23 protein-coding genes are annotated in these 25,115 nt (G+C 72.6%); 15 read left to right on the plus strand and 8 right to left on the minus strand.

Annotation, left to right across the window (positions count from 1 at the left end):
• Window positions 1-87: 87 nt before the first annotated feature.
• Both OHB09_RS13835 and OHB09_RS13840 read right to left on the minus strand, forming a co-directional pair.
• The gene (locus tag OHB09_RS13835; protein WP_093595311.1) at window positions 88-837 is read right to left on the minus strand and encodes an ABC transporter permease; all 750 of its coding nucleotides are present in this window, start codon (window positions 835-837) and stop codon (window positions 88-90) included.
• Window positions 830-1,861 carry an ABC transporter ATP-binding protein gene (locus OHB09_RS13840; RefSeq protein WP_328922048.1) on the minus strand — a complete coding sequence of 344 codons (1,032 nt, stop codon included), beginning with the start codon at window positions 1,859-1,861 and terminating at the stop codon, window positions 830-832. The genes OHB09_RS13835 and OHB09_RS13840 overlap by 8 nt, the downstream gene beginning before the upstream one ends.
• A gap of 518 nt (window positions 1,862-2,379) precedes the next feature.
• Here OHB09_RS13840 and OHB09_RS13845 point away from each other — a divergent pair.
• The 8 genes from OHB09_RS13845 (at window position 2,380) to OHB09_RS13880 (ending at window position 10,774) form a co-directional block, all read left to right on the plus strand.
• A complete protein-coding gene (locus OHB09_RS13845) occupies window positions 2,380-2,943 on the plus strand; it encodes a VOC family protein (protein WP_328922049.1) in 564 nt (187 codons plus the stop codon).
• Between the two features lie 29 nt (window positions 2,944-2,972).
• On the plus strand, window positions 2,973-3,899 hold the full coding sequence (locus OHB09_RS13850) for a SagB/ThcOx family dehydrogenase (RefSeq protein ID WP_006143937.1): 927 nt from the start codon (window positions 2,973-2,975) through the stop codon (window positions 3,897-3,899).
• Entirely contained in the window at window positions 3,896-5,350 is a 1,455-nt protein-coding gene (locus OHB09_RS13855; RefSeq protein WP_328922050.1) for a coproporphyrinogen-III oxidase family protein, read from the plus strand. Before OHB09_RS13850 ends, OHB09_RS13855 begins: the two co-directional genes overlap by 4 nt.
• 21 nt (window positions 5,351-5,371) lie before the next feature.
• Entirely contained in the window at window positions 5,372-6,463 is a 1,092-nt protein-coding gene (locus OHB09_RS13860) for a TOMM precursor leader peptide-binding protein (protein ID WP_093595320.1), read from the plus strand.
• Window positions 6,456-7,823 carry a YcaO-like family protein gene (locus OHB09_RS13865; RefSeq protein WP_319119192.1) on the plus strand — a complete coding sequence of 456 codons (1,368 nt, stop codon included), beginning with the start codon at window positions 6,456-6,458 and terminating at the stop codon, window positions 7,821-7,823. The genes OHB09_RS13860 and OHB09_RS13865 overlap by 8 nt, the downstream gene beginning before the upstream one ends.
• Complete coding sequence (locus OHB09_RS13870) at window positions 7,801-8,664, plus strand: CPBP family intramembrane glutamic endopeptidase (protein ID WP_191854760.1); 864 nt, start codon at window positions 7,801-7,803, stop codon at window positions 8,662-8,664. Before OHB09_RS13865 ends, OHB09_RS13870 begins: the two co-directional genes overlap by 23 nt.
• Window positions 8,661-9,629, plus strand: a complete 969-nt coding sequence (locus OHB09_RS13875; RefSeq protein ID WP_328922051.1) for a CPBP family glutamic-type intramembrane protease — start codon at window positions 8,661-8,663, stop codon at window positions 9,627-9,629. The genes OHB09_RS13870 and OHB09_RS13875 overlap by 4 nt, the downstream gene beginning before the upstream one ends.
• A 65-nt stretch (window positions 9,630-9,694) precedes the next feature.
• Window positions 9,695-10,774 (plus strand): LLM class flavin-dependent oxidoreductase, encoded by a 1,080-nt coding sequence (locus OHB09_RS13880; RefSeq protein WP_006143943.1) that lies wholly within the window; start codon window positions 9,695-9,697, stop codon window positions 10,772-10,774.
• Window positions 10,775-10,833: 59 nt separating this feature from the next.
• Here OHB09_RS13880 and OHB09_RS13885 read toward each other — a convergent pair whose 3' ends face one another.
• Window positions 10,834-11,475, minus strand: coding sequence for a response regulator transcription factor (locus OHB09_RS13885; protein WP_319351284.1), 642 nt, complete (start codon window positions 11,473-11,475; stop codon window positions 10,834-10,836).
• A 139-nt stretch (window positions 11,476-11,614) separates the two neighbouring features.
• Window positions 11,615-12,154 carry a GNAT family N-acetyltransferase gene (locus tag OHB09_RS13890; protein ID WP_191854763.1) on the minus strand — a complete coding sequence of 180 codons (540 nt, stop codon included), beginning with the start codon at window positions 12,152-12,154 and terminating at the stop codon, window positions 11,615-11,617.
• A 182-nt stretch (window positions 12,155-12,336) separates the two neighbouring features.
• On the opposite strand from OHB09_RS13890, the gene OHB09_RS13895 reads away from it, so the two are divergent.
• From OHB09_RS13895 to OHB09_RS13910, 4 genes are all read left to right on the plus strand, one after another.
• Window positions 12,337-13,794, plus strand: coding sequence for an FG-GAP-like repeat-containing protein (locus tag OHB09_RS13895; protein WP_191891580.1), 1,458 nt, complete (start codon window positions 12,337-12,339; stop codon window positions 13,792-13,794).
• Window positions 13,795-14,089: 295 nt separating this feature from the next.
• Window positions 14,090-14,293: a cold-shock protein gene (locus tag OHB09_RS13900; protein ID WP_006143946.1), complete on the plus strand. Its 204-nt coding sequence runs from the start codon at window positions 14,090-14,092 to the stop codon at window positions 14,291-14,293.
• A gap of 219 nt (window positions 14,294-14,512) precedes the next feature.
• On the plus strand, window positions 14,513-16,024 hold the full coding sequence (locus tag OHB09_RS13905) for a DEAD/DEAH box helicase (RefSeq protein WP_191854764.1): 1,512 nt from the start codon (window positions 14,513-14,515) through the stop codon (window positions 16,022-16,024).
• Between the two features lie 74 nt (window positions 16,025-16,098).
• On the plus strand, window positions 16,099-16,443 hold the full coding sequence (locus OHB09_RS13910; protein ID WP_191854765.1) for a CBS domain-containing protein: 345 nt from the start codon (window positions 16,099-16,101) through the stop codon (window positions 16,441-16,443).
• A gap of 196 nt (window positions 16,444-16,639) precedes the next feature.
• On the opposite strand, the gene OHB09_RS13915 is transcribed toward OHB09_RS13910, so the two are convergent.
• Together OHB09_RS13915 and OHB09_RS13920 are read right to left on the minus strand one after the other, a co-directional pair.
• Window positions 16,640-16,999 carry a hypothetical protein gene (locus OHB09_RS13915; RefSeq protein WP_006143949.1) on the minus strand — a complete coding sequence of 120 codons (360 nt, stop codon included), beginning with the start codon at window positions 16,997-16,999 and terminating at the stop codon, window positions 16,640-16,642.
• 79 nt (window positions 17,000-17,078) lie between these two features.
• On the minus strand, window positions 17,079-17,417 hold the full coding sequence (locus OHB09_RS13920) for a MerR family transcriptional regulator (RefSeq protein WP_006143950.1): 339 nt from the start codon (window positions 17,415-17,417) through the stop codon (window positions 17,079-17,081).
• Window positions 17,418-18,109: 692 nt separating this feature from the next.
• Here OHB09_RS13920 and OHB09_RS13925 point away from each other — a divergent pair.
• On the plus strand, window positions 18,110-18,415 hold the full coding sequence (locus OHB09_RS13925) for a zinc-ribbon domain-containing protein (protein ID WP_006143951.1): 306 nt from the start codon (window positions 18,110-18,112) through the stop codon (window positions 18,413-18,415).
• A gap of 94 nt (window positions 18,416-18,509) precedes the next feature.
• Entirely contained in the window at window positions 18,510-19,037 is a 528-nt protein-coding gene (locus tag OHB09_RS13930) for a glutathione peroxidase (protein ID WP_328918831.1), read from the plus strand.
• A gap of 43 nt (window positions 19,038-19,080) precedes the next feature.
• Here OHB09_RS13930 and OHB09_RS13935 read toward each other — a convergent pair whose 3' ends face one another.
• Both OHB09_RS13935 and OHB09_RS13940 read right to left on the minus strand, forming a co-directional pair.
• Window positions 19,081-21,165 carry an MFS transporter gene (locus tag OHB09_RS13935; RefSeq protein WP_328922052.1) on the minus strand — a complete coding sequence of 695 codons (2,085 nt, stop codon included), beginning with the start codon at window positions 21,163-21,165 and terminating at the stop codon, window positions 19,081-19,083.
• A 255-nt stretch (window positions 21,166-21,420) separates the two neighbouring features.
• Window positions 21,421-23,955: a D-alanyl-D-alanine carboxypeptidase gene (locus OHB09_RS13940; protein ID WP_328922053.1), complete on the minus strand. Its 2,535-nt coding sequence runs from the start codon at window positions 23,953-23,955 to the stop codon at window positions 21,421-21,423.
• A 229-nt stretch (window positions 23,956-24,184) separates the two neighbouring features.
• On the opposite strand from OHB09_RS13940, the gene OHB09_RS13945 reads away from it, so the two are divergent.
• Window positions 24,185-24,937, plus strand: coding sequence for a GOLPH3/VPS74 family protein (locus OHB09_RS13945; protein ID WP_040897048.1), 753 nt, complete (start codon window positions 24,185-24,187; stop codon window positions 24,935-24,937).
• Window positions 24,938-25,115 lie beyond the last annotated feature (178 nt).

Here is a 25,115-nt window from a genome sequence, read left to right on the forward strand (position 1 = left end):
TCCGCCGGTCCCCACGGCACCACCGTCCGCCGGTCCCCACGGCACCACCGTCCGCCGGCCCCCTCCCCGGCCGGCACTCCCGTCCCTCTAGACCCGCGCCAGCACCACCGCCCGTGACCGGCTCAGTACCACCCCGGCCAGGGCCACCCCCCAGCACACCAGTACCAGGACGGGGCGCAGTACGGGTCCGTCGCCGGCGTTCGGGGTGACGAGGGTGGCGAGTTGGTCGAGGGCGCGGGTCGGGAGGTAGTCGGCGAAGTGGCGGAGGGCGGAGGGGAAGTCGTCGAGGGGGAACCAGAGGCCGCCGAGCATGGCGAGGGGGAAGAAGACGCCCAGGCTGATGTACTGCGCCGACTCGCCGACGGCGACGAGGCCCACGACCAGCCCGGCCAGGACGAAGACGAGGCCGGCGCCCCAGATGACGGCGAGGGCGGCGATCCAGTCGGCGGCCGGCATGGAGACGTCGTTGGCGAAGGCGCCGAGGGCGAAGACGACCACGGCGGCGGGCAGGGTCGCCAGCCAGGCGGTGAGCGCCTTGGCGGCCAGGTAGGCCGCGCCGGAGAGCGGGGTCAGCAGGACCTGGCGGGCCCAGCCCTCGCCGCGCTCGGTGCCAAGGCGGATGCCCGCGCCGTTGAGTGCGCCGAAGAACGCGCCGGAGACGGACATGGAGAGCATGTAGTCGCGGGCGAAGAGGGGGCTGTCGGAGATCGCGTCCTGGGCGACCATCGTGAACATGACGTAGAAGCCCGCGGAGAACAGGACGGAGAAGGTGAGGAAGTAGGCGCTGCGGATGAGGCAGAGGGTGTCCAGCTTGGCGTAGCGCAGCATGTCAGTCATGTGTTCCGCCTCCCTCGGCCGGGACCGGCCTGTCGGCGCCGGCGCCGACACCACCGCCCCCGCCACCACCGTTGTCACCGCCCCCGCCCCCGCCCCCGTCGTCCTCGGTGAGGAGTTCGCTCAGCGCGTCCTCCAGGGAGGCCGAGGTGAGGGAGACGTTCCGCAGGACGACGTCCTCGCGGGCGCCGGCCTTCGCGTAGAGCGCGGCGAGGGTCGCGTCGCTGTCGGTGGTGGTGAGGGTGCGGGTGGGGCCGTCCTCCTCGACCGCGCGTACGCCGGGCAGGCCGCGCAGCATGCCCTCGGCGAGGGGTTCCTCGGTGCGGAACGATATGCGGCTCTCGGTGAAGGTGGACCGCAGTCGGGCGACCGTGCCGTCGGCGACGATGCCCCCGCCCCGTAACACCACGACGCGATCGGCGAACTGTTCGGCCTCGTGCAGGTAGTGGGTGGTGAACAGGACCGTGGCGCCGTTCTCGACCCGCTCGTTGAGGACCTGCCAGAAGCGGGCGCGGGCCGACACGTCGAGGGCGACGGTGGGTTCGTCGAGGAAGAGCAGGCGGGGCAGTCCGGCGAGGGCGAGGGCGAGTTTGAGGCGTTGGCGCTCCCCTCCGGAGAGCTGGGTGACCTGCCGGGTGCGCAGGTCCTCGAGGCCGGTCTCGGCGAGGACCTGGGCGCTGGTGCGGCGGCCGTACAAGTCGGTCACGAGGGCTACGAGTTCACCGACCCGGGCGCCTCGCATGAGGCCCGTCTCCTGGAGCATCGCGCCGAGCTCGCCGGCCGCGAGCGCCGGTTCGGGGCGGCCGCCGAGTACCTCGACGCTGCCGCTCTCGGGTCTGAGCAGACCGAGCAGGACGTAGGTCAGGGTGGTCTTGCCCGCGCCGTTCGCGCCGAGCAGTGCCACCCGCTCGCCCTGTCGCACCTGAAGGCTCACCCCCGACAGCACGCGCACCCGTGTGCCGCCGCGTCGCCGCACGACGTCCACGTCCCGAATGCGTACCAGGGGCTGGGCATCCGCTGCGATCATCTCGCCTCATTCCGGCCGCTTCTGAGCTGCGTCACCCTAGCATGGGATCTTCACCGCAAACAGCCCTCCTTCCTTTCACCCGCACCTCTTTCTCGCACTCTTTTTGTCATCGCTCCGGAATGACATATGTAACCGGCAACCGATGACATTTCTCCCGGAATTCGAACGTTGACATTCCGGTAATCACGTTCGGATACTTGCCCCCATTGGGCGGGTCGTTCAGCATTCCGCCCGAATCCGTCGACCGATATGAAGTCAGGGGGTGAAATTGACATGAAGATCGAGAGTGTGGTCGTTGTCGAGCACCGTAGTTCCGCGCTTCAGCCGGGGCTCGTCATGGGTGGCGACAGCGGCGCGTTCGGCGTCGTCGTGCCTGGTGCTTCGTCCTGCTGCGCCGGCTGTACGTCCTCGTCCTGCGGTGCCGTAGTGCGTCCCACCGCCTGATCGACGGGGTGCCGGGCCGTTCGCGTGCCCGGCACCTCCAGGAGCGCGGCCGACCTGGCCCACGGAGGAGAGAGATGATTCCCAAGCCCGTCATCATCAATGTGCCGGTCGACGACGTGGACGCCGGAATAGAGTTCTACGAGCATTTCCTCGGGCTGCGCCTCGCCCGATCGCTCTCACCCGAGCAGATATCTTTCCACGCCCCCGTCTCGAGCGACGGAATCCTGCTCACCGTCAATAAGCGGCACTTCGCGGGCGAGGGCGTGACCGTGATGTTCGCGGTCGAGGACCTCGACCGGACGCTCGAGGAATGGAAGGCGGCGGGCGGCACCGTCGTGGCCGGTCCCTATGGCCTTCCGCTGCCCAAGCGGATCCGTGAAGAGTTCCGTGATCAATTCCGCGACAGCCCCTTCTACCGGGGTGAGGCGGGTGACTCCATGGGCCGCGGCGCCAGCCTCCACGACCCCGAGGGGAACCGCCTCGGCATCGTCGAGTTCAGCGAGTGGGCCCATGCGACCTTCGCCCTCGGCGCCTACGCGAAGCCGGTCAGCGCCGAGCAGCTCGCCGATCAGTCCATCGCGCTCTCGCGCCGCGTGCCCGCCACCACCCAGATGTTCGACGACCCGTCGGACGGCTGAGGTCACCGAGGCTCAGGGAGGGCCGCAGCATGCAACAGGAATCCGGGTTCGACGAGTTCAGCGTCGGCATCAACGCCTACCGCGTGATGGCGCCCGAGGCGCGGGCCGTGGGCGTGCGCACCCACCAGCTCCGGTTCGACAACCTCGGGGCCGAGAGCGCGGGCGCCGTGAGCAGCAGGGTCGCCGAGGACTTCCTCACCGCGAGCCGGCTGCGGGCCCCCGACCGGGAGGGCGTGCTGTCCGCCTCGGACTACTTCGGCGACACGATGGTGACCACGCTCGCCCAGCTCGACGACGACCCGGTGCCCGCACACCAGCGGGTCGAGCTGCCCCCCTCGGTGCCCGCGACGATGGAACTCGGCGAGGCCCTGATGCGGCGCCGCAGCGTCCGCGGCTACAGCGGTGACCCCGTCGCCGCGGCGGAGCTGGCGACGGTGCTGCGCCTGGCCGACGGTGTGACGGCGGAGGCCGACATCGAGCTGCTGCGCGGCGGCCGGGAGACGTACCGCTTCCGCACGGCGCCGAGCGGCGGCGGGCTCTTCCCGGTGGCCCTGCACGTGGTGGCGCTCGACGTCGGCGGCCTGGACATGGGCGTGTACCGCTATCAGCCGGTGCGGGACGTGCTGGTACGGGAGGGCGGCCAGGCGGACGTCGACCGTGTGCTCGACGCCTTCACGACCCCCGGCACGGCGATCTCCTTCGACACCGCCGCGGCGCTGGTGGTCATGGTCGCGAGCCCCTGGCGGAGCATGCGCAAGTACGGGCCGCGGGGCCTGCGGTTCGTGCTGCACGAGACGGGGTGCATCACGCAGAACCTGCATCTGGCGGTGACGTCCCTCGGCCTCGGCTCCACGGACTGCGCGAGCTTCGTGGACGACCGGCTCCACGCGGCGCTCGGCATCGACGGGGTGCTGCGGGCGGCCGTGCACGCGGTGGTCCTGGGGAGGCTGGAGTGAGCACGTCCCCGCAGACCGCGGGCCAGGCATCCCCGCACCCCGCCGGGCAGACAGTCCCGGGTCCCGCCGGGCAGACAGTCCCGGGTCCCGCCGGGCAGGCACTCCCTCGTCCCGCCGGGCAGGCACCCCCGCCTCCCGCCGGGCAGGCATCCGGGCAGGCGGCCCCGCACCCCGCCGCGCGGGCGGCCGGCTCTCCGGACCGGGCCCCGGGCCGGACCCCCGACCGGGACCTCCTCGTCTACGTCCACATCCCCTTCTGCCGCTCGAAGTGCCACTTCTGCGACTGGGTCACCGAGATCCCCACCTCCGAGCTGCTGCTCACCGAGACCGACCAGCCGCGCCGCCGCTACGTGGACGCGCTGTGCCACGAGATCACCGAACGCGGCAGCCGCCTGACCGAGGCCGGTTACCGCCCGACGATCCTCTACTGGGGCGGCGGCACGGCCTCCATCCTGTCCCTCGACGAGATCTCCCGCGTCGGCGCGGCCCTGCGCCGGGCGTTCCCCGCCCTGGGCGGCGAGCTGCTGGAGTCGACGATCGAGTGCAGCCCGGAGACCCTGGAGCCGGAGAAGCTCGCGGCCTTCCGCGAGATCGGCTTCCGCCGGCTGAGCAGCGGCGTGCAGTCCTTCGACGACGCACGGCTGCGCACCCTCGGCCGCAGCCATGACGCCCACCAGGCCCGCACGATCGTCCAGCAGGCACGCGAGGCCGGGTTCGAGGACATCAGCATCGACCTGATCTGCGGCTTCCCCGGGCAGCCCAGTGCCGAGACGCGGGAGGCCGTACGGGTCGCCCTCGATCTGCCCCTCACCCATGTCGCGCTCTACCCCTACCGGCCCGCGCACGGCACCGTCATGCGCCGCCAGCTCGGACGCGGCAACCGGCGTCTGGACCGCCAGGAGCAGAAGCGCGGCTACGCGGAGGGCGCCGAGCTGCTGACCGGGGCGGGCTTCGAGGAGTACGCGATGAGTCACTTCGGCACCGGCGGCCTGCGGTGCCACAGTGATCTCGCCTACTTCCAACTGCGGTGCGACTGGGCGGGATTCGGCTCGGGGGCGACGTCCGTGCTCGACGGCCGCTATCTCTCGCACGGCCGCGGCAGGCTCCTCGACTACAACCGCGATCCCCTCGCCTTCGACGAGGACTACGCGCTCGCCTCGGCCGCCATCGCGCCCCGCATGCTCTACCAGTCCCTGACGACGTACGAGGGCGCCCGGCGCGAGTGGTGGGAGCGGCGCACCGGACAGCCCTTCGAGGACGTGACGGGGCAGCGGGCCTGCCGCACCCTCCTGGAGTTCTTCGACTCCGTGAGCGAGGTGACCCGCGACGAGGACGGGCTCCGGCTGCCCCGCCCGGACATCGCCGACGCGTTCATCGAGCTGCAGTACCTCAACTCGCCCCAGCAGGGGCGCACCGACCTGTCCGTCACAGCCGCCACGCTCATGGGCTGACCCGAACGAGAGGAGACGTCCGTGTCCACGCGACGCACCAGCCGCACCGTGCGCATCAAGTCCGTCTATTCCGTGGTACCGCACGACCAGAACACGGTCGAGCTGCGCTCGGGAGTGTGGAGCCCGCAGTCGATCACGCTCGTCGACCACAGCGGCGGGGGCCGTCTCAGCACGCTCGTCACGGGGCTCGACGGCACCAGGGACCGGGCGCAGCTCGCCAAGGAGGCCGGGGTCACCCGTACCGAGCTGGAGGCGCTGATCGACCACCTGGACCAGCTCGCCGTGCTGGAGCACGGCCCCTCCACGGCGCTGGACGCCTTCCTGGACCGCGTGGCGAGCGGGCGGGTCGAGCGGGCCGCCCACCGGCACGTGCGCCTCCTCGGCGGCGGGCCCGCCTCGGCGCAGGTGGCGCGACTGCTCGGGGCGCACGAGGAGTTGACGGTGAGCGGGCCGGACGAGGAGGACCGGCTGGTCGCGCTGCTGGACGACTGCCCGCTGGACCTCCTGGAGGACGGCCTGGCCTTCGAACGGTTCGTGGAGAACTTCGAGGACTGGCGGGGCTGTCTGCTCGTCCATGTCGCCGACGCCGTCCATCCGCTGCGGCTGGCCGTGCTCAACCGGGTGGCCCTGGCGCTGGACACGCCGTGGATCCAGGCGGCCGTCGACGGGCCGCTGCTTCTGGTGGGCCCGACGTTCGTGCCCGACAGCACGTGCTGCTTCACCTGTTTCGAGACCCGTGTGGTGATGAACCTCCGCGAGGGCGCCGCCTACCAGCGCTACAAGCAGGCACTCGCCGCCGCCGGCGCCCGGGCCGACGGACGAGCCGACGACGGTGCCGCCGGGAACGGGCACGCCGCCGGGCCCGTGGCGGACGAGGGCTGCGCCGGGGTCCTCTCCTCGCTCCTCGCCTCGCACGCCGCGCTGGAGGCCGTGAACATGGCGGTCACCGGCACGACCAGCACCGTCGGCAAGGTGCTCGGGATCTACCTCCCGTCGATGGAGATGGTCTACTCCGACGTGCTCAGGCTGCCGGGCTGCCCCTCGTGCGGCACCGTGCCCGAACGGGACGGCACGGAGATCTACTTCGACGTCAGGCGGTGGATCGATGCCTGAGCTGCGCACCGACTCGGGGCTGCGCCTCGTCGAGCCGCCCGACGGCCAGACCGCCCGGCTGCGCCGCCGGATGCACTCCCCGCTCTGCGGGCTCATGCCCCAGCTCGGTTTCCTCTCCCGGCCCCGGTACGCCCCGCGCCTGCTGGTCTCCGGGGGCGACCTCACCGGCGTCCACGTCCTGCGCGACCAGCCCCGCCCCAAGCTGGGCAGCTACCACATCGGCGGATACGGGGTGCGCCCCTACGAGTCGCACATCCGCACCCTGGGCGAGGTGGTGGAACGGTACGCCGGGTACGTCGCGGCCGTCAGCGGCGCGTACCCCGTCCGGTTCGCCACCGAGGCCGAACTGGGCGAACTCACCGACGGGGAACCGTACTTCCCGATCGGTTCCTACCGTCCCTTCACCGAGGAGCAGACGGCGAGTGGGGGCTTCCCCTTCCGCAGCCCGGGACCCGAGGACCGCTTCGGCTGGAGCCGCTTCACCCGCCTGCGCGACGGCCGGCCGACCTGGCTCCCGGCCCAGCTCACCACCGTCGGCTACGTGGTGCGGGACCGGGAGGGCGAACCGTGGGTGCAGCCCGCCGTCACCACCGGCACGGCGGCGCACACCGACCCCGACAAGGCCGCGCTCGGCGCGCTCCAGGAGATGGCGCAGATCGACGCGGCGGTCGGCCACTGGTACGGCGCCACCCGGTCGGTGCGCATCCGGCCCGGCCGGCGCACCGCCGCCCTCCTGCGGCTGGTGGCCCGGCACTGTCATCCCCTGGGCGGGAAGCCGGAGTTCCACCTGCTGCCGAGCGCCGACCTGCCGGGCTTCACCGTCGCCTGCCTGCTGCGCGAACCGGGCGGCCAGGTGCCCGCCGTCGTCGTGGGCCTGGGCATCGACGACCGTCTGGAGTCCGCGATGTACAAGTCGTTCCTGGAGGGCGTGGGCGTGCGCGCGCTCGCCACCTGGACGAGCGTGCAGGAGCGGACGTCCGGGACGGGCCCGGGCGAGGAGGCCATCTTCGACCTGGAGAGCAACGTCGTCCTGGCCGCCTCCCCGGAGGGTGCCCGGGTCGTCGAGGAGCGCTACGGGGACTGCGAGGAGGCCGGCGCCGACGACCTCCCCCCGGACCCCGAGGACCGCGGGGCCGCGCACGCCGTCCGCCGTCTCGTCCGGGCCTTCCACGACACCGGCAAGCGCCTGTACGCCGGGGACCTGACCACCGTGGACGCGGCGGCGCTCGGCTTCGTCGTGGCCCGCTTCTGGAGCCCCGACCTGCTCACCCTGCCGCTGCCGAGCGCACCCACGGCGGCTCATCCCCGGTTCGCGGCCTACGGAGGGTTCCGGCGGCATGTCCCCCATCCCTTCCCCTGAGCCGCTCCACCTCGTCCCCGCAGACACGCGCCCTTTGCTGACGGCGACGGTGGTGGTCCTCGGCCTGGCGTCGATGACCGTCGCCTCCCACCTCCACACACGCTGGTCCGGGCTGCGACGGCTGCCGATGCTGGCCCTGCACACCGGCGTCTGCGCGCTCGCCCTGCTGGGAGGCGGGGCGCTGCTCGGCACCGGGGTGCTGCGGCCGGTCGGCGGCGCCTGGGTGCCCGGGCTCGGCTCCCTCGCCGCCGGCCTGCTCGCGGGGCTGCTGCTCGGCCCGCTCGTGGCGTACGCGGCCACCCGCGCCGACCGGTCGCTGACCCGGTGGTGGGGCAGCAGGGCCGGACACGCGGTGCGCGACGACCGTTCGGTGACACTGCGTTCCGGGCGGGCGCGGCCGGCCGGGGTCGCCGTGTCGGCCTCGACCACCCGGCGCACCGGTCTGATCGAGGCCCGCAACAACTTCGCGCCGACCTCCGCCGACCTCCGCGTCCGGTTGTCCCTGCTGCTCACCGTCGCGGTGGCCGAGGAGCTCGTCTACCGGGGCGTCCTGACGGGGCTCGCGCTGCGCGCGGGCTCGACGGCCGCGGTGGTGGCCGCGCTGCTCGGGGTGCAGCTCGTCTTCGCCGTGTCCCACGTGTTCTTCGGCTGGGGGCAGGTGCTGTCCAAGCTGCCGCTCGCGGGGCTGTGCGCGGGCGCCGTGCTGCTGACCGGGACGGTGCTGCCCGCCGTCCTCGGCCATGCCCTGTTCAACCTGTGGGTCTGGCGCTACCACCGGGCCCGCCCCAGCACCGCCGGACGGGTACGGACCGGCGCCCCGATGTGGGGGGCGGCCCGGTGAGCACGGCATGGCGTGTGGCGACGCTGGCCGCCGTGGTCGTCGTCTACTACTGGTTCGGCAAGACCCTGCTGTTCCGGGGCGCGCGCCGGCTCGCGGCGGCGACGCGGATCGGCCCGTCCCACTGGGGCACCGCTCAGCGGGCCGACGTCTTCGAGCTGGCGGCGGCCGGCGCGAGTCACGTCCTCGTGGTGGCCGCGCTGCTCGCCGTGACGGGCATCGGGCCCGGCATGCTGGTGAGCGGCCTCGCCCGGCCCGACCTCCTCGCGCTGGGTGTCCTGCTGGGCGTGGGGGAACTGGCGCTGGGGTCGCTGCTGTGCCGAGCGCTGATCGAGCTGAGCCTGGCACGCGGGGCGCGGGCACGGACGCGACCGGCCCGGCGGACGGCGGGCGCTGCGGGGGCCGGGGACCGGCGTGCGGCGGACCCGGCGAACCGGCGTGCGGCGGGCGCGGGAGTCCGGGGCGCGCTGCTCGGCGCGCGGATCCGGGGCGTGGTGGGCCGCGGTGACCGGGGCGCGCTGGGACCGGTGGGCGCACCCGCACCGCCCGGGTCCGCCCGCAGGTCCCGCACCGCCGCGGACCCGGCGGACCAGGGGCAGAGCCTGCGCTCCTGGCTCGGACGCTCGCGCGGCGGCTGGATCCGCCACCATCTGACCTCCCTCAAGGTCCTGCCCCTGTGGGCCGCCCTCGGCCTGACCGGCGTGCAGGTCGCCTCCGAGGAGCTCGTGTTCCGCGGGGTCGCCCTGACCTGGCTGCGCGAGGCGGGCCCGCTCGTGGCGCTCACCACCTCCGTCGTCCTGTTCGTCCTCATGCAGGCGTTCTTCATGTCCTCCTGGCAGGGGGCGATGTTCCCCGTGGTGGGCGGGATCGTCATGGGGGTCGTGCACGGCCTGGTGTTCTGGACGACCCCCCTCGTCGTGCCGCTGGTCGTGGCGCATGTCGTGTTCTTCGTCTTCGCCGTCATCTAGTCACCGTCATCTGGTCGCCGTCATCTGGTCGCCGTCATCTAGAGCGAGAAGAGGTCGCTTACGTCATGGAGCACGGTCTGTCGTTCCTCCCCGATGCCGAGCACTCCGCGCTGCCCGCGCAGGAGTACTTCCGCATGGCCCTCGACCTCAGCCGGTACGCCGACCAGGCCGGGCTCAGCCATGTGAAGATCACCGAGCACTATCTGCGCCCGTACGGCGGCTACTGCCCGAGCCCGCTCGCCTTCCTGTCGGCCGTCGCGGCGGTGACGACGCGGGTGCGGCTGATGACCGGCTGCGTGCTGCCGGTCTTCCACCACCCCCTCGCGCTCGCCTCGGAGGCGGCGATGGTGGACGCGCTCAGCGGGGGCCGCCTCGACGTCGGCTTCGCCCGGGCGTATCTGCCCTACGAGTTCGAGGCGTTCGAGGTGCCCATGGACGGCAGCCGGGAGCGGTTCGTGGCGACGGTGGACGCCGTGCGCCGGCTGTGGACGGAGGAGAAGACGGCCGTCGACACCCCGTTCTTCCGGTTCGCCGAGGCGACGGCGCTCCCCCGCCCCGTGCAGGACCCGCACCCCCCGACCTGGATCGCCGCCGTCCGCTCCCGCTCCAGCTTCGCCTGGGCGGGCGAGCAGGGTCACGGGCTCCTGGTGACGCCGGCGCTCACGCCACTGGAGGAGATGGCGGACCACATCGCCGTGTACCGCGAGAGCTTCGAGCTGAGCGGGCACACCACGCACGGGGGGCACCGCACGACGCGGGGCCGCGTGCTGGCGAGCCTCCCGCTGTACGTCGGCGCCGACGACCGCGCGGCGTACGCGGACGCGGACCCGCTGCTCGCCCACTACCTGCGGGTCTGGGCCGAGTCGACGGACGCGTGGACCAGTACGGTCAGCGCCGACTACCGGGGCTACACCGGCATGAGCCGGGCCATCCGCGCGATGACCCCCGAGTCCTTCCGCACCCTCGGGGGCGCCGTGGTGGGCGGTCCCGGCCGGGTGGCCGACCGCGTCCACGCCATCGCGGAGATCCTCGGCGTGGACGGCTTCCTGTGGCAGGTCGACTTCGGCGCGGTGGACGGCGGGCGGGCCCGCGCGAGCGTGGACCTCTTCTGCACCGAGGTACTCCCTCAACTGGCTGTCTCATAACGGCCGTTGCACCGTCACGTCAGGAAGCTGTCACCCGGGCCCGCCGGCTTCCCGCGCGCTCAGATCCAGCCCCGCCGCTCGGCCTCCTCGGCCGCCTCGTGGCGGTTGCGGGCGCCGGTCTTGCCGATGGCCCGCGACAGGTAGTTGCGCACGGTGCCCGGAGACAGCGAGACGGTGGCCGCGATGTCGGCCACCGTCGTGCACTCCCGGGACACCCGCAGGATGTCGCCCTCTCTCAGGGTCAGCGGACATCGCTCGGAGAGCAGCGCCTGCACGGACAGCTCCGGATCGAGGACGCGCTCCCCGCCCACCACCCGCAGCATGACCTCGCGCAGTTCCGCGACGGACACGCTCTTCGTGACGAACCCGCTGGTCCCCGCGGCCACCGCCCGGCGCAGCTGCGCCACGTCCCCCGCCGTGGTCAGGATGACGCTGTGGACGCGCGGGCACCGCCGACGCAGTTCCGCGACCGTCCCGAGGGCGTCCTCGCTCCGCTCCAGGTCCACCAGCACCACGTCCGGATCGAGCCGGACGGCCTGACTCACCGCGTCCTTCCTGGTGTTGGCGGCGCCCAGCAGGCGCAGGCCGGCGGTGTGCTGAAGCAGGTGGACGAAGGCCCGGCGGTCGAGATCGTCGCTTTCGGCCACCAGGACGGTGATCTCTTGCTGGACGGTTCTGAGCACCTCGCCGCTCTCCACCACGCGCCTCCCCCGTTCCCTCCTTCCCAGATTGCCACGATCCCGGACATGCCCATGGGATTCCAGCCACACGGAACACGCCACTCCCGCCCCACCCAACCCAAGTTCGCCCCCGCCACCCTCCGGCCGGAACGTCCGGCGCTCACGAGGACGGGCGCCACACTCCGAACCACTGCTCCGCGCCGAACTCCTCGAACCGTTCCACCTCGGTGAAGCCCAGCGTGGTGGCCAGGCGCAGGGAGCGGCTGTTGGCCGTCTGGGTGCAGAGCACCACCGGCTCGCCGGGGAACGCGTCGGTGAACCGGCCAAGGGCCGCCGCGCACGCCTCCGTGGCGAAGCCGTGTCCCCAGGCCCTCGGTAGGAGCATGTAGCCGAGTTCGGCCTCCTCGCCACCGGGTCGGAGGTGACCCGGGCGGTCCGCCCCGCGCCGGTCCAGGGTGAGCGTGCCGAGCGCCGCTCCCTCGTGTTCGATCACGAAGAGGCCAGGGCGCCGTCCGGGCGCGGCGGGCACCTCGCGTTCGAGTTCGGCACGCGGGCGGGGACCGCCGAGATGGGCGCGCACCTCCGGCGAGGCGAACAGTTCGATGAACAACTCGCGGTCCCCGGGCTCGGCTTCGCGGAGGAGAAGCCGTGCGGTCCGTATCGGAGGAGGCGGCCAGGCCACGGGGCCGAGGGCGGTCATGACCGGCAACCTAGCAAGACCCGCCGGGCGCCCACCGGCCGTTACGGCAGGACGTTCGGTGACCCCGGTGAGGTTCTCCGGGGCGTGAGGTCCTCAGGGCGCGAGGTTCCCCCTATCTCGTACAACCCTTTGGTCTGACCGTTGGTCAACTCTGTCGTACACGTGTTCTACGAGAGGGATTCATGTCATACCGCGTCCTCCAGCGTTCCCGGCGTTCCTCCGTTCTCGGTGCCGCCGCTGTCGTGGCCGCTCTTGCCGGTGGTCTGCTCATCGCCGTGCCCGGTGCCGCGAGTGCCGCGCCCTCCGGGTTCGGCGACGACTTCGACGGTGACGGCTATCACGACCTGGCGACCGCCGCCCCCGGTGCCGTCGCGAGCGGGGAGGGGAAGGCGGGGGCCGTGGTCGTCCACTACGGCTCCTCGAGCGGCATCAAGGCCTCGAACCGCACGATCACCACGCAGAGCTCCTCCGGTGTGCCCGGCACCCCGGAGGCGAACGACCGCTTCGGCACCGAGCTCGCCCACGGCGACCTCAACAACGACGGCTACGGCGACCTCGTCGTCGGCACCCCGCTGGAGGACGTCGACGGCGACACCGACGGCGGCACGGTGACCATCCTGTGGGGCGGCTCCTCCGGACTGTCCGGCGGCACGACGATCAGCGATCCGAACGTCTCGGGCCACGACCGGTTCGGCCAGTCGCTCGCCGTGGGCGACTTCACCGGGGACGGCAGGACCGACCTCGCCGTCGGCTCCACCGGCAAGGACGTGTGGATCTTCAAGGGCGGCTTCACCAAGTCCGGCGGCGCGGCCGGCACGCTGCGCCTCGACACGGAGATCGAGTCCGGCGCGTACCCCGACGGCGCCGTACAGCTCGCCGCCGGTGACTTCGACGGCGACCGGACCGACGACCTCGTCGTGGCCTCCGCCGGGGGCAACTACGTCTACCTGGGCGCCTCCTCCGGGCCCACGCCGCAGACCGAGGTGGGCAACGGCTTCGCGGGCGCGCTCACCGTGGCCGACTTCGATCTCGACGGCCACGACGACCTGGTCGTCGGCAACGACTTCGTCGGCGTGCTGGACGGCACCGCGAAGGGGGGATACGTCACCGTCTTCCCCGGCGGCCCGGCGGGCGTCGACACCACACGCGGCGCCGTCTTCAGCCAGGCCACCGAGGGCGTACCGGGCGCCGACGAGTCCAACGACTCCTTCGGCGGCGCGCTCGCCGCGGGCGACGTGAACGGCGACGACTTCCCGGACCTGGCGGTGGGCGCCAACTTCGAGACCATCGGCGAGGCGGAGCAGGCCGGCAACGTATGGGTGCTGCGCGGCGGGCCCTCCGGACTGACGGCGAACGGTGCCGTCTCCCTCAACCAGGGCACCCCGGACGTCCCCGGCGCCAACGAGTCCTCGGACCTGTTCGGCAGTACCGTCCACCTCGCCGACCACAACGGCGACGACCGCGCCGACCTGTCGGTGGGCGCGCCCGGCGAGAACAGCGACGACGGTTCGGTGTGGGCCCTGCGCGGCTCCGCCTCCGGCATCGCGGCCTCCGGTTCGGTGAGCTTCACCGGGCCCACCGTCGGCATCGGCGACTCCGGCAAGGACCCCGTCTACGGGAAGACCATGTCGGGCTCCTGAGGACACCGGCGGACGGAATTATCTGCAGGCGCGGGATGAGAATTACGCGAAACGCGTGCGCAGGTTTTTTCGTGAGGAAATCGGAGTGGAATCGCTCGATCCGCGCGGAGCGCCCCGACGTGCTAGTGTCGTTCTCAGTTGCAGTTGTGGTTCCCGAATGTCCGAGCCCTTCTCGGCCGGCTCACGCCGCCGGAGGTGCTCGTGTATCACCGGTCATTTCCGGACGGGCTGATCATCACGGCGACACGGAGTCCGCGCAGTGCGGATTTCGACGCACCCCCCGAAGGAGATTGACATGGCTACCGGCACCGTGAAGTGGTTCAACTCGGAAAAGGGCTTCGGCTTCATCGAGCAGGACGGCGGCGGCCCCGACGTGTTCGCCCACTACTCGAACATCGCCGCTCAGGGCTTCCGTGAGCTGCTCGAGGGCCAGAAGGTCAGCTTCGACATCGCGCAGGGCCAGAAGGGCCCGACGGCGGAGAACATCGTTCCCGCCTAAAGTCCGGCGCGTCACACACGTAGCTGGGGCCCGCATCCCTTGGGGTGCGGGCCCCAGCTGCATTTTTTTTCGCGAGATCCGCGAGGTCCGCGGCGGGGTCCGCCGGCCCGCGTTCGCATTTTCGTTCCACCGGTCCCGTATCGCGATTCGCCGCGTCGTCGTCACTGCGGGAATTCCTTGATACGTGCCTGATACATGCCGCATCGAGGAAGGTTCCGCATGAACCGTACGCGCCAGACCGACCATTTCACCCGCACTCGCAGCGGCGGCTCCGCCGGGAAGACCGGCGGCCGCTTCGGCGGCTCGTTCTCCGGCCGCTCCGGCTCCCCCGCCCGTTCCGGCGGCCCGGCCCGCTCCGGCGGTCGCGGCCGTCGCCCGGCGGCCTCCGGGGGCGAATTCGCCCTCCCCGAGACGCTCACGCCGGCGCTGCCCGCCGTGGAGGAGTTCGCCGCCCTCGACATGCCGGATGCGCTGCTGGCCGAGCTCGGCCGGAACGGTCTGACCGTGCCGTTCCCGATCCAGGGCGCGACGCTGCCGAACTCCCTCGCGGGCCGCGACGTCCTCGGCCGGGGGCGCACCGGCTCCGGCAAGACCCTCGCCTTCGGGCTGGCGCTGCTGGCCCGTACGGCCGGACGGCGCGCCGAGCCCCGGCAGCCCCTCGGCCTGGTGCTCGTGCCGACGCGCGAGCTGGCCCAGCAGGTCACCGAGGCGCTCACCCCGTACGCCCGTGCCGTGCGGCTGCGCCTGGCCACGGTGGTGGGCGGGGTCTCGATCGGCGGGCAGATGCGCGCGCTGCGCGGCGGTGCCGAGATCGTCGTCGCGACTCCGGGGCGCCTGAAGGATCTCATCGACCGCGGCGGCTGCGTCCTGGACCAGGTGTCCGTCACCGTCCTCGACGAGGCCGACCAGATGGCCGACATGGGCTTCATGCCGCAGGTCACCGCCCTGCTCGACCAGGTCGACGCGCAGGGGCAGCGGATGCTGTTCTCCGCCACCCTCGACCGCAATGTCGACGCCCTGGTGCGCCGGTACCTGCACGACCCGGTCGTGCACTCCGTGGACCCCTCGGCGGGCGCGGTCACGACGATGGAGCACCACGTGCTGCACGTCCACGGGGCCGACAAGCACGAGGCCACCACCCGCATCGCCGCCCGCGAGGGTCGGGTGATCATGTTCCTGGACACCAAGCACGCCGTCGACCGCCTCACCGCGCACCTCCTCGGCAGCGGGGTACGGGCCGCCGCCCTGCACGGGGGCAAGTCGCAGCCGCAGCGCACCCGCACCCTGGCGCAGTTCAGGACCGGGCACGTCGGCGTCCTGGTGGCGACCAACGTCGCGGCGCGCGGCATCCACGTCGACAGCCTCGACCTCGTCGTCAACGTCGATCCGCCGTCCGACCACAAGGACTACCTCCACCGCGGCGGCAGGACCGCCCGGGCCGGGGAGTCCGGCAGCGTCGTGACACTGGTCACGCCGGACCAGCGCCGTGCCATGACCCGGCTCATGGCGGCGGCCGGCATCGTCCCGACGACCACGGAGGTGCGCTCCGGCGGGGAGGCACTGCACCGCATCACCGGTGCCCAGGCCCCGTCCGGCGTCCCCGTCGTCATCACCGCGCCGGTCGCCGAGCGTCCCCCGCGCGGCGGCGCCCCGCGTGGCCGGCGCCGCCCCGTCCCGGCCGCCCGGCGCGCCCGTGAGCAGCGGCCCGCCACCGGGGCCGCGGCCTCCTAGAGCCTCTCGGGCAGGCCCCGGGGCCTGCCACCGCAACTGTTCCGCACACAGGACCACCGCCACAGGAGGCCGCTTTGACGTCGACCGGGACGCACACCCGCCGGGCGGGCACCGATGCCGCCGCGAGGACGGCCGGGCCCCAGGTGTGGGACGACATGACGGTCGAGGTGGCGCTGTCCCTGATGGCCGCGGCTCGCACGCGTCACCTCGTGATCTGCGACGCGGACGGCAGGCGCACCGGCCGGGTCACCCTGGCCCGGCTCACCGCCGTGCGGAACGGTTCCGGTTACACGGACCAGGTCCGGCTGCGCGACCTCGTCGCGGGTCGCGTCGCCCTCACCGCGCCGCCGGCCGCGCCGGCCGAGGCCGGGCCCGCGCCACGGCATCGCCCGCTCGGCATCCTGTCCGGCTCCCGCTGACCGTCCTGCCGCCGTCCTCCCGCCCGTCTTGCCCACCGGCCGTCCGAACCCGGCGGGCGCGTACCGGCGGGCGACGGCGCCGGCGCGCACGAACGGCCGGTCCGCGCAACGGCGGACCGGCCGAGGGGTCGGTGGGACAGGGGTGCGGTGGTGCGGTGTGTTCGGGGGAGTCGGGCGGGCCGGCGGCCGGCGCGACTCAGTGGTCGGAGTAGCTGAAGTCGCCCACGGTCCAGGCGCTGACGTCCTCGATCGCGACGCGGTACATCCCGCCCGTCTCCGGGATTCCCATCGTGCCCTGGAGGATCCGGGCCATGTGGAAGTGCAGGTGGGTGGGTGGTCCGTCCCGCTTCGTATCGGTGTCGAAGACGGCGGCGAACTCGTTCAGCTGGGCGGATCCCGTCAGCACCTCGGCCACCCGCTGCCGCCACACGGCTTCGGGAGCCAGGCGCCCCGTGAGAACGGCACCGCCGGTGACCACGGTCAGGGACATCCGGCTGCTCTGCCCCGTTTCCACGAGGGCGGCGATGCCAGTGATCAGCTCGTCAGGCTTCGGCATGAGACCGCATTCTATGTACTGGCCCGAGCGAGCGGGTCGGGAGAGGGTCCTCCCGGTCGGAAACGCCGGAAAAGCACGGTCAGGCGTCCGCCTTGCGGTCGGCGCCGGTGCCGCCCCTGCGCAGTTCCTCGTTGATGCGCCGGGCCTCTTCGAGTTGGTCCTCCAGGATGATGATGCGGCAGGCCGCCTCGATCGAGGTGCCCTGGTCGACCATCTCCCGGGCGCGGGCCGCGATGCGCAACTGGTAGCGGGAGTAGCGGCGGTGGCCGCCCTCGGAGCGCAGCGGCGTGATCAGCCGGGCTTCGCCGAGTGCGCGCAGGAAGGCGGGCGTGCTGCCGAGCATCTCGGCCGCCCGTCCCATCGTGTAGGCGGGATAGTCGTCGTCGTCGATTCTGTCGAGCGGATTGTCTGCGGTCATCTGCACCTCTGATCGGATAACGCGTCGAGGGGCCTTGGTGCCGTACGGCACCAAGGCCCCGAGGGATTTGTAACACCATCGACCGGCCTACTGCGAAACCGGCCTTCTGTTTCCGCACGCGCCCCCGAGAGGGGACCCGGCGTGCGGGGATCGCGGATGCGTGACCGTGTGACCACCTTCCGTTCCGGGGCCTGCGGTACCCGGGCCGACCTTTCCCGCCCGGGCGATCCTGATGGCGTTCGCCTCCTTTTCTCCTTCTTCCGATGTCTTTCCTGCCACTGCGGACCTGCGTACCACTGGCGGCCCTGGAGCGACCGCCGGGCCCGGCAGCCAGTGGCGGGACCACGATCGACCTTCGGCCCCGCGACTCCACTGCCGTGCCACATCTCCGTCCGCGTGCGGGCAGTTCGTGTCTGCCGCGCCTTGTGGACTTCCTGGCTACGAGCGAAACAATAACCCTGGCGATCTCGGATGTCTACATCGGCCATGACAGATTTTCGTCCACCCGGGTGAGAGGTTCCCGTCGCCCCGGGCGGTGTGGTCCGCCGGGCCGTACGCGGGATGACCGTGGCGTGGGCCGGAGGCGCGTGGCGTGGGCGGGGATGCCGTGGGGCAGGCCGTCGGCCGCTGTCAGCGGGGCCGCGTACGCTGAACGCCGCAATGTGGGGTGTCGGACGGGGAAGGGCCACAACATGATCATTTTCGGGACCAGGGGTTATCTGTACCAGCTCGCGATACTGACGCTGGTGTGCGGACGGTGCGGCAACCCCTCCGCGCACACGCTGCGCAAGCGCGTCACGAAGTTCACCCTGTTCTTCATCCCGCTCTTCCCCGTCTCGGTGAAGTACGCGACGCAGTGCACCTTCTGCGGCGCCGAGACGAAGATCATCAAGGAGCAGGCCGACCCGCTCCTCGCGCAGGCCGCCGCCGGCCAGGCCCCCGCACAGCAGCCCTACGGTCAGCCGCAGCCGCCCCAGCAGCAGCCGTACCAGCCCTGAGCCCGGCGGGCGGAACAGCCCCCGGGGTACGTGGGCGCGGTACGGGCGGGCGGAACCGCGGGGCCGCGCACCGGGTGGGAGTTAGCATCCGGTCATGACGACCGTAGAGAGTTCCGGATCCGCAGCGTCCCCCCAGTCCTCCGTCCTCGACGTCGAGATCGGCGCCCTCCAGGGCGGTTCCGCCGATCTGGCGCAGTACGCCGGCCGGGCCGTCCTCGTCGTGAACGTCGCCTCCAAGTGCGGGCTGACCCCGCAGTACGAGGGGCTGGAGCGACTGCACGAGCGCTACGCCGAGAAGGGCTTCACGGTGCTGGGCGTGCCCTGCAACCAGTTCATGGGGCAGGAGCCGGACAGCGCGGAGGAGATCGCCGAGTTCTGCTCCGCGACGTACGGGGTGACCTTCCCGATGACCGAGAAGGTCGAGGTGAACGGCGAGGGCCGGCACCCCCTGTACACCCGGCTGACCGGGACCGCGGACGCCGAGGGGCACAGCGGCGACGTGCGCTGGAACTTCGAGAAGTTCCTCGTGGGCAGGGACGGGACCGTCCTGGCCCGGTTCTCCCCGCAGACCGAGCCGGAGTCCCCGGAGGTCGTGGCCGCGGTGGAGGGGGCGCTGGGCTAGGACCCCGGCCGCCGCCCTCCTCGCGGCTCCGCCAGGCGTTCCCTCAGCGCAGTTCCTCGGGGCACGGGGTGCCCCGGGGGAGCTGGTAGGGGGCGCCCAGGCGGTAGACGCCCGGCTTCGGGGCGAGGAGTTCGGTCCACTTGTCGCCGGCCGCGTCCTCCTCCGTCTCCATCAGGCAGCCGTTGACGTTGTCGAACGACTTCGGCTCACCCTCCGTCCGGTGCTTGGAGCGCTCCGTCTCCTGCGGCGGCTTGACGCCCTTGCCGTCGGCGTCGACCAGGCCCAGCCAGGGCGAGTACGGGATGCGGATGAGGACCCGGCCCGCCTTCCTCACCTCGATGGTCAGCTCGCCCTGGTCCGCGCGGTCCACGACGGCCGGGGGATCGGCGAGCGGCATCGGGTCGGTGACGGCGAAGAGCTGCCAGTTGGTGTCGCCCCACACCTGCTTCAGATACGGCATCCCGCGCTGCACGAGCTGCCGCTCCCGCTGCCCGCCGTCGCCGTCCGGCTCGTCCTTGGGCACGACGACGAAGTGGACGGCCCAGCGGCGCAGCCACTCGTGGTAGTTGGCCGAGTTGAGGGTGTCGTCGTAGAAGAGCGGGTTGCGCTCCATGTCTGCCTGGCGGTTCCAGCCACGCGCGAGGTTGACGTACGGCGCCAGCGCGGACGCCTCACGGTGCGAGGCGGCCGGGACGACCTCCACCCGGCCCTTGTCGGCGCCGGCCTTCTGCAGCTCGTTGACCAGCGGCGCCAGCTCGCGCGCCCAGGAGGCCGCGGGCGTGGTGTGCACGACGTCGTCGACCGACTTGAAGCCGATCCACGTCGCGAAGCCCGCGCAGGCCACCACGATCGCGTACCACTTGCGGCTGCGCGGCACCGCGAAGGGCAGCGCGGCCAGCAGCACGGCACCGCCGAACAGCATCGCGAGCCGCGTGATGTTCGAGCCGATCTGCGAGCTGACCACCCAGACCAGCAGGATCGACAGCCCGTACACCGCGGCCGTGATCCGTACCGTCTTCCACTCCTTCGGCACCAGCGCGTAGACCAGCGCCGAGTACACGAACGGCAGGACGACCGAGCCGAAGGACATCGGCTGGGTGCCGGAGAACGGGAACAGCCACGCCGACAGCGCCACGACCACGCTCGGCGCCAGCCCCAGCGCCCAGGCGCCCGGCCGGCGCTTCTGCAGGAACAGCGCGACCGCCACCAGGCCGACGAACAGCCCGGCCACCGGTGAGGCCATCGTCGCGAGCGCGGCCAGCGGGGCGGCGCACAGCGCCTTCGCCCACCGCTTGTAGCGCCAGCGGTACGGCCAGCAGAAGACCACGGCGGTCGCGCCCAGGCCGAACAGCGTGCCGAGGCCGAAGGTCACCCGGCCCGAGGCCGCGTTGCACAGCAGCGCGAAGACGCCCGCGAGCGCGGGCCCCAGCGGGTCGCGGACCGAGCGGCTGCGGATCAGCATCATGGTCAGCAGCCCGGCCGAGAGCGTCCCCGCGATCATCATCGTCGTACGGACGCCGAGCACGGACATCAGGTACGGCGAGACGACGCTGTACGAGACCGGGTGCATGCCGCCGTACCAGGCGAGGTTGTACGCCGAGTCCGGGTGGCGGCCGACGAACTCGGCCCACGCGTCCTGCGCGGCCAGGTCGCCGCCACTGTTCGCGAACGTGAAGAACCAGACGAGGTGCAGCACCCCGGAGAGGACGGTGACGGCGAGCACGGGGCGCTGCCGGAAGACCCGGGCGACGGGGGCGAAGGCGCCGGCGAGGCGCCCGTCGCGGGCACGGCGGGCCGGGCCGTCCAGGTCGTCCCGGCCGTCCCGGCCTTCCGGACCGTCCGCCGGGTCGGCTGGGTGCCCGGCGGCGGGCGTGCCCTGGGCGTCCGGTGCTTCGCCGGTGTGCGCCCCGGCCGTCGTGGACGTCGTGGACGTCGTGGACGTCGCGCCGGGACCGTCCTCGGCCGCCGCCTCGCCCTGCGGTGCGGCGGTGTCGTCCGCCGCGTCCGGTGCCGAGTGGGGGCGGGGGGTGGTGGGGGTGGCCGGACCGTCGGCGGGCAGCACTATTCGCCGGGGCGGCTCGCTCCCCGGACGGGAGTCGTCGGCATGTGTCGGCTCCGCTGCGGCCACGTCAAGGCACTCCCCGTGTCCCGTCTTCCTGTGTTCCGTCGGGCCCCACCGCCCGTCCGCTCCCCCGGTCTCGCGACGCTAGCACGCACGGCCCCCGGCACCCCCACCGGACGGGACCCCCGCCCGCCCCCCGCGGGCCGGCCGCCGAAACTCGGGGACCCGCCGTGCCACCCTCCGTGAACAGGTCTTCCCCGCCCCCGTCCGCACCACACGGCGGTGGCCCGGACCGGGACGGGGAAGGACGGGTGCGAGGGATCAGCCCAGACGCGTCAGCTTCGAGGTGAAGCCGGGCTCCTCCAGGTCCTGCCGCAAGGTGACCGGCACCTTCACCGCGCTGCCCGTGCCGTCACCGACCGTGAGCGAACCGACCTTGGCGCCGGCCTTCGCGGTGTGCGGCAGCTCGTCCGCGGCGAACTTCAGCTTCACGGTGAGGCCCGCCCAGCCGACCGCCTTGACGTCCTTGGTGATCACCACGGGCGTCCGGCCGCCGAGACCGTCGTCCACGGCTCCGACGACGGTGCCCTTCTTCAGGATCGTCGCCGACTCCAGCGAGGCCTGCGCGGCCCGGATCAGCTTGTCGCTCGCGTCGAGGGCCCCGCTGAGGATGGTGTTGTCCTCGCCGCCCGGCCCCTGGCCCACCACCGCGCCGACGATCGTGCGGGTCTGGCCGCCGACCTTCTTGACCGCCGCGAAGACCAGGTTGCCGCCCGCGGCCGTGGTGGTGCCGGTCTTGATGCCGACGACACCGTTGTAGCCGACCAGGCGGTTCCAGTTGCTGTGCTTGTCGCCCTTGTAGTCGGTGTACTCCATCATCGCCGCGATCTGCCGGAAGGAGCTGTCCTTCATCGCGGCCTTGGCGAGCTTGACCTGGTCGACGGCGGTGCTGACGGTCGTCTTCTCCAGGCCCGAGGGGTCGGTGTACGTCGTGTTGGTCATGCCGAGCTGCTTGGCGGTGGTGTTCATCTTGGCGACGAACGCCTTCTCCGAACCGGCGTCCCAGCGGGCCACCAGTCGCGCCACGTTGTTCGCCGAGGCGATGAGAAGGGCCTGCAGGGCCTCCTTCTCCGTGATGGAGTCGCCGGCGTGGACCTTGACCGTCGACTCGCCGTCCGCGGTCGCCTGGTCCTCGGCCGGCTGGTCCACCTTGATCTTCTCGCCCTCGCCGCCCTTGAGCGGGTGGTTCTTGAGGATCAGGTAGGCCGTCATGACCTTGGTGACACTGGCGATCGGCGCGGGCTTCTGCTCGCCGGAGGACCCGTACGAGCCGATGCCGAGGACGTCCAGCGCCGCCTGGCCCCCGGACGGCCAGGGGATGTCCGTGTCGCTGCCCTTGAAGGCGTAGCTCGACTGCGCGGTGAGGTCGAGTGCCGGGTCGGGGAGCGGACGCATGCTCTGTGCGACCGCGAAGACGATCGCGAGGAGCACGACCAGCGGCGTCCAGATCTTGACCCGCCGCACGAGCGTGCGCGCCGGGGTCTCCGGGGGCGGCGGGGTGTTGGTCAGCTCCGCGAGGAGGTCGAGCGGCGGCTTCGGCGGCAGCGGCTGCTGGGTGGTGCGCTCGGGGCCGACCCGCGGGAGCGCGGCGGTCGGGGCGGCGGGCGGCACGGGAGCGGCGGGCGCCTTGGCGTCCTCGGGGCCCTTCGGGCTCTTGTCGCTCTCGGGGCTCTTGGGGGCGGCGGGCTTCGCGGTGTCCGTCCGGACGCCTCGACCGGCCGTGGGCGTCGGGCGCGGCTTACCGGCCTCCGGGTCGTCGAACGACTTGAGCGGGACGAACCGGCTCGTGCGCTCGGCCTCCCGCTCGGCGGCGGAGCCCGCGGTGTCGGAGGGCTTCGGAGCGTCGGACGACGCGGCCGTGCCCGTGCCCGTGCCGGAGCCGGAGTCCTTGGGTCTCCGCAGGGAGGTGGTCCTGGTGTCCTTGCGGGCGGCCTCGTCCGTGGACGTGCCCGCGCCCGTGCCTGTGTCCTTCGCCCCGTCCTTGCCGGTCGCGTCCTTGCCGGAACCGGTGTCCCGGCGCTTCAGCGTGGCGGTGGGCCGGTCCACGGCGGGACGCGGCGCCTTGAAGACGGCGGTGGCCTGGTCGACGGCGGGCTTCGGGTCGTCCTTGGCGTCCTTGTCGTCCTTGTCGCCCTTGGCGTCCTTGCCGCTCTTGCCGCTCTTGCCGCTCTCGTCGGCCTCTGCGGTCGTGGCGGTCCCGTCGGCCCCCGCCGGCTTCGCGGAACCCGCCGCGTCCGGCTTCGACCCGGGCTCCGGCTCGGGCTCCGCCTTCCGCTCGGGCGCGGACGTCGACCCGCCCGACTCGCGCTCGGCCCTCGCGGGGACCGCGTCCGCCGGCTCGGCCGGTCCGTCCTCCGCCGCACCGTCACCGTCGCCACCGGACGCGGGGTCCTCGGCGGCGTCCGCCGTGCCGGCCTCGTCGGACTCATCGGCCTCGTCGGACTCCCGGTCCGCGCTGCGCACCCACGAGGCCACCGCGGCCCTGCGGTCCTCCTCGCCGGTCCCCGCGGGCTTCACGGCCCCCTCGGGGGCCTCGGCGGCCTCCGTGGACTCCGTGCCACCGCCGTCCGCCGCGGAGGGCCGTACGGCCTCCTTGAGCGCGCGGGTCGAGAACACAGCCGTCGCCTGGTCGACGCGCACCCGCTCCCGGGCCACCGTCAGACGGGGATCGGCCGGGGCGGAGGACGCCCCGCTCTCCGACGGCCGGGCCGGGCCCGGAACCGCCGACCCACTCCCCGACGTCGGCTCCTTCGACGACTCGTGCTGCTTCGACCTGTCGGGGGACTCGCCCGCCACCGATGCCTCCTCCGTCGCGCACGGCCATCCGTGCGCCCTGACCCGAAACCGTGAACCGCCGCCCGGACACCGCTGTCCGAACCATGTACCAGTGTCCTGTGTGGGGGCTTGCCCCCTGGTGTAGACGAGAACGACATACCTACCGGTTCCACTACGAACCGGTCACGCACCCTCGACAGACCAATGTGAGAGGGGTCACCCTGTCATTCATCCACGCGGGGAGGCATGGATGGGCAGGAGCCGCAGAACACTTCCGGAGGAGCTTCTGTTGCTCGCACTGGACCCGGCCACGGGTACCACTGCGCAGCCGCAGTCGCTCGACCTGGGTCTGGCCGGGGCACAGCTAGTGGAGCTGGCGCTGGCCGGACGGATAGCCCCAGACGGGGATCGTATCGCCGTGGTGGTACCACGGCCGACAGGAGATCCGACACTGGACTGCGCACTGGAGTTGCTGCGAAGGCGCGGCGCCCCGGTACGCGCGGTCCACTGGATAGGCGGGCCCCGGCTGGGGCTGCGTCAGACGTATCTCTCGCACCTGGAGCGGTGCGGCATGGTGCATGCCGTGGCGGGCCAGATGTGCGGGGTGCTGCCGACGACGCGCTACCAGGCGACGGACAACGCGATCAGCCGGGAGATCAGGGCCCGGCTGGACTCCGCGATCCGCACCGGCGTACCGCCGGACCCGCGGACCGCGGCGCTCGCGGCGCTGGCCCACGCGGTCGGCCTCGGCAAGCACCTGTATCCGGGCAACGAGGGACGCTCGTCCCGTTCCCGGCTGCGGGACCTGATCCGGCACGACCCGATGGGCGGACTCGTGGCGCACGCCGTGATGGACGTCCAGAACGGCGCCGCCGGACAGCCGCGCCGGGGCCAGCCGAACGGGCGGCCGGCGGCCGGCCCCGCCAGGCCGGCGGAGCCCGCACGCGGGGTGCCGATGCAGCCGCACCGCGGTTCCACCATGGCACGCGCGGTGGCGCACTGACACCGAAGACGCCACCGGGCGCGGCACACGGACCACAGGACACCGCAGGGACCCGCCGCACCGACGTCCCCACGACCCGTACGCGGGAACGCGTACGGGCCGTGGGCGTGCCCACCCGGGCGTGTGGGGTCCCGAACTGGCGTGTACGTGCCGCACATCCACCGTTTGCCAGCGGTGA

This window comes from Streptomyces griseoaurantiacus (assembly GCF_036189845.1).
GTDB classification, from domain to species: domain Bacteria; phylum Actinomycetota; class Actinomycetes; order Streptomycetales; family Streptomycetaceae; genus Streptomyces; species Streptomyces griseoaurantiacus.

Bases quoted from the DNA above. Each gene is read 5' to 3' on its own strand.
- OHB09_RS13835 (WP_093595311.1), bottom strand. From the start codon at position 837: ATGACTGACATGCTGCGCTACGCCAAGCTGGACACCCTCTGCCTCATC.
- OHB09_RS13840 (WP_328922048.1), bottom strand. From the start codon at position 1,861: ATGATCGCAGCGGATGCCCAGCCCCTGGTACGCATTCGGGACGTGGAC.
- OHB09_RS13845 (WP_328922049.1), top strand. From the start codon at position 2,380: ATGATTCCCAAGCCCGTCATCATCAATGTGCCGGTCGACGACGTGGAC.
- OHB09_RS13850 (WP_006143937.1), top strand. From the start codon at position 2,973: ATGCAACAGGAATCCGGGTTCGACGAGTTCAGCGTCGGCATCAACGCC.
- OHB09_RS13865 (WP_319119192.1), top strand. From the start codon at position 6,456: ATGCCTGAGCTGCGCACCGACTCGGGGCTGCGCCTCGTCGAGCCGCCC.
- OHB09_RS13870 (WP_191854760.1), top strand. From the start codon at position 7,801: ATGTCCCCCATCCCTTCCCCTGAGCCGCTCCACCTCGTCCCCGCAGAC.
- OHB09_RS13880 (WP_006143943.1), top strand. From the start codon at position 9,695: ATGGAGCACGGTCTGTCGTTCCTCCCCGATGCCGAGCACTCCGCGCTG.
- OHB09_RS13890 (WP_191854763.1), bottom strand. From the start codon at position 12,154: ATGACCGCCCTCGGCCCCGTGGCCTGGCCGCCTCCTCCGATACGGACC.
- OHB09_RS13895 (WP_191891580.1), top strand. From the start codon at position 12,337: ATGTCATACCGCGTCCTCCAGCGTTCCCGGCGTTCCTCCGTTCTCGGT.
- OHB09_RS13900 (WP_006143946.1), top strand. From the start codon at position 14,090: ATGGCTACCGGCACCGTGAAGTGGTTCAACTCGGAAAAGGGCTTCGGC.
- OHB09_RS13905 (WP_191854764.1), top strand. From the start codon at position 14,513: ATGAACCGTACGCGCCAGACCGACCATTTCACCCGCACTCGCAGCGGC.
- OHB09_RS13915 (WP_006143949.1), bottom strand. From the start codon at position 16,999: ATGCCGAAGCCTGACGAGCTGATCACTGGCATCGCCGCCCTCGTGGAA.
- OHB09_RS13920 (WP_006143950.1), bottom strand. From the start codon at position 17,417: ATGACCGCAGACAATCCGCTCGACAGAATCGACGACGACGACTATCCC.
- OHB09_RS13925 (WP_006143951.1), top strand. From the start codon at position 18,110: ATGATCATTTTCGGGACCAGGGGTTATCTGTACCAGCTCGCGATACTG.
- OHB09_RS13930 (WP_328918831.1), top strand. From the start codon at position 18,510: ATGACGACCGTAGAGAGTTCCGGATCCGCAGCGTCCCCCCAGTCCTCC.
- OHB09_RS13945 (WP_040897048.1), top strand. From the start codon at position 24,185: ATGGGCAGGAGCCGCAGAACACTTCCGGAGGAGCTTCTGTTGCTCGCA.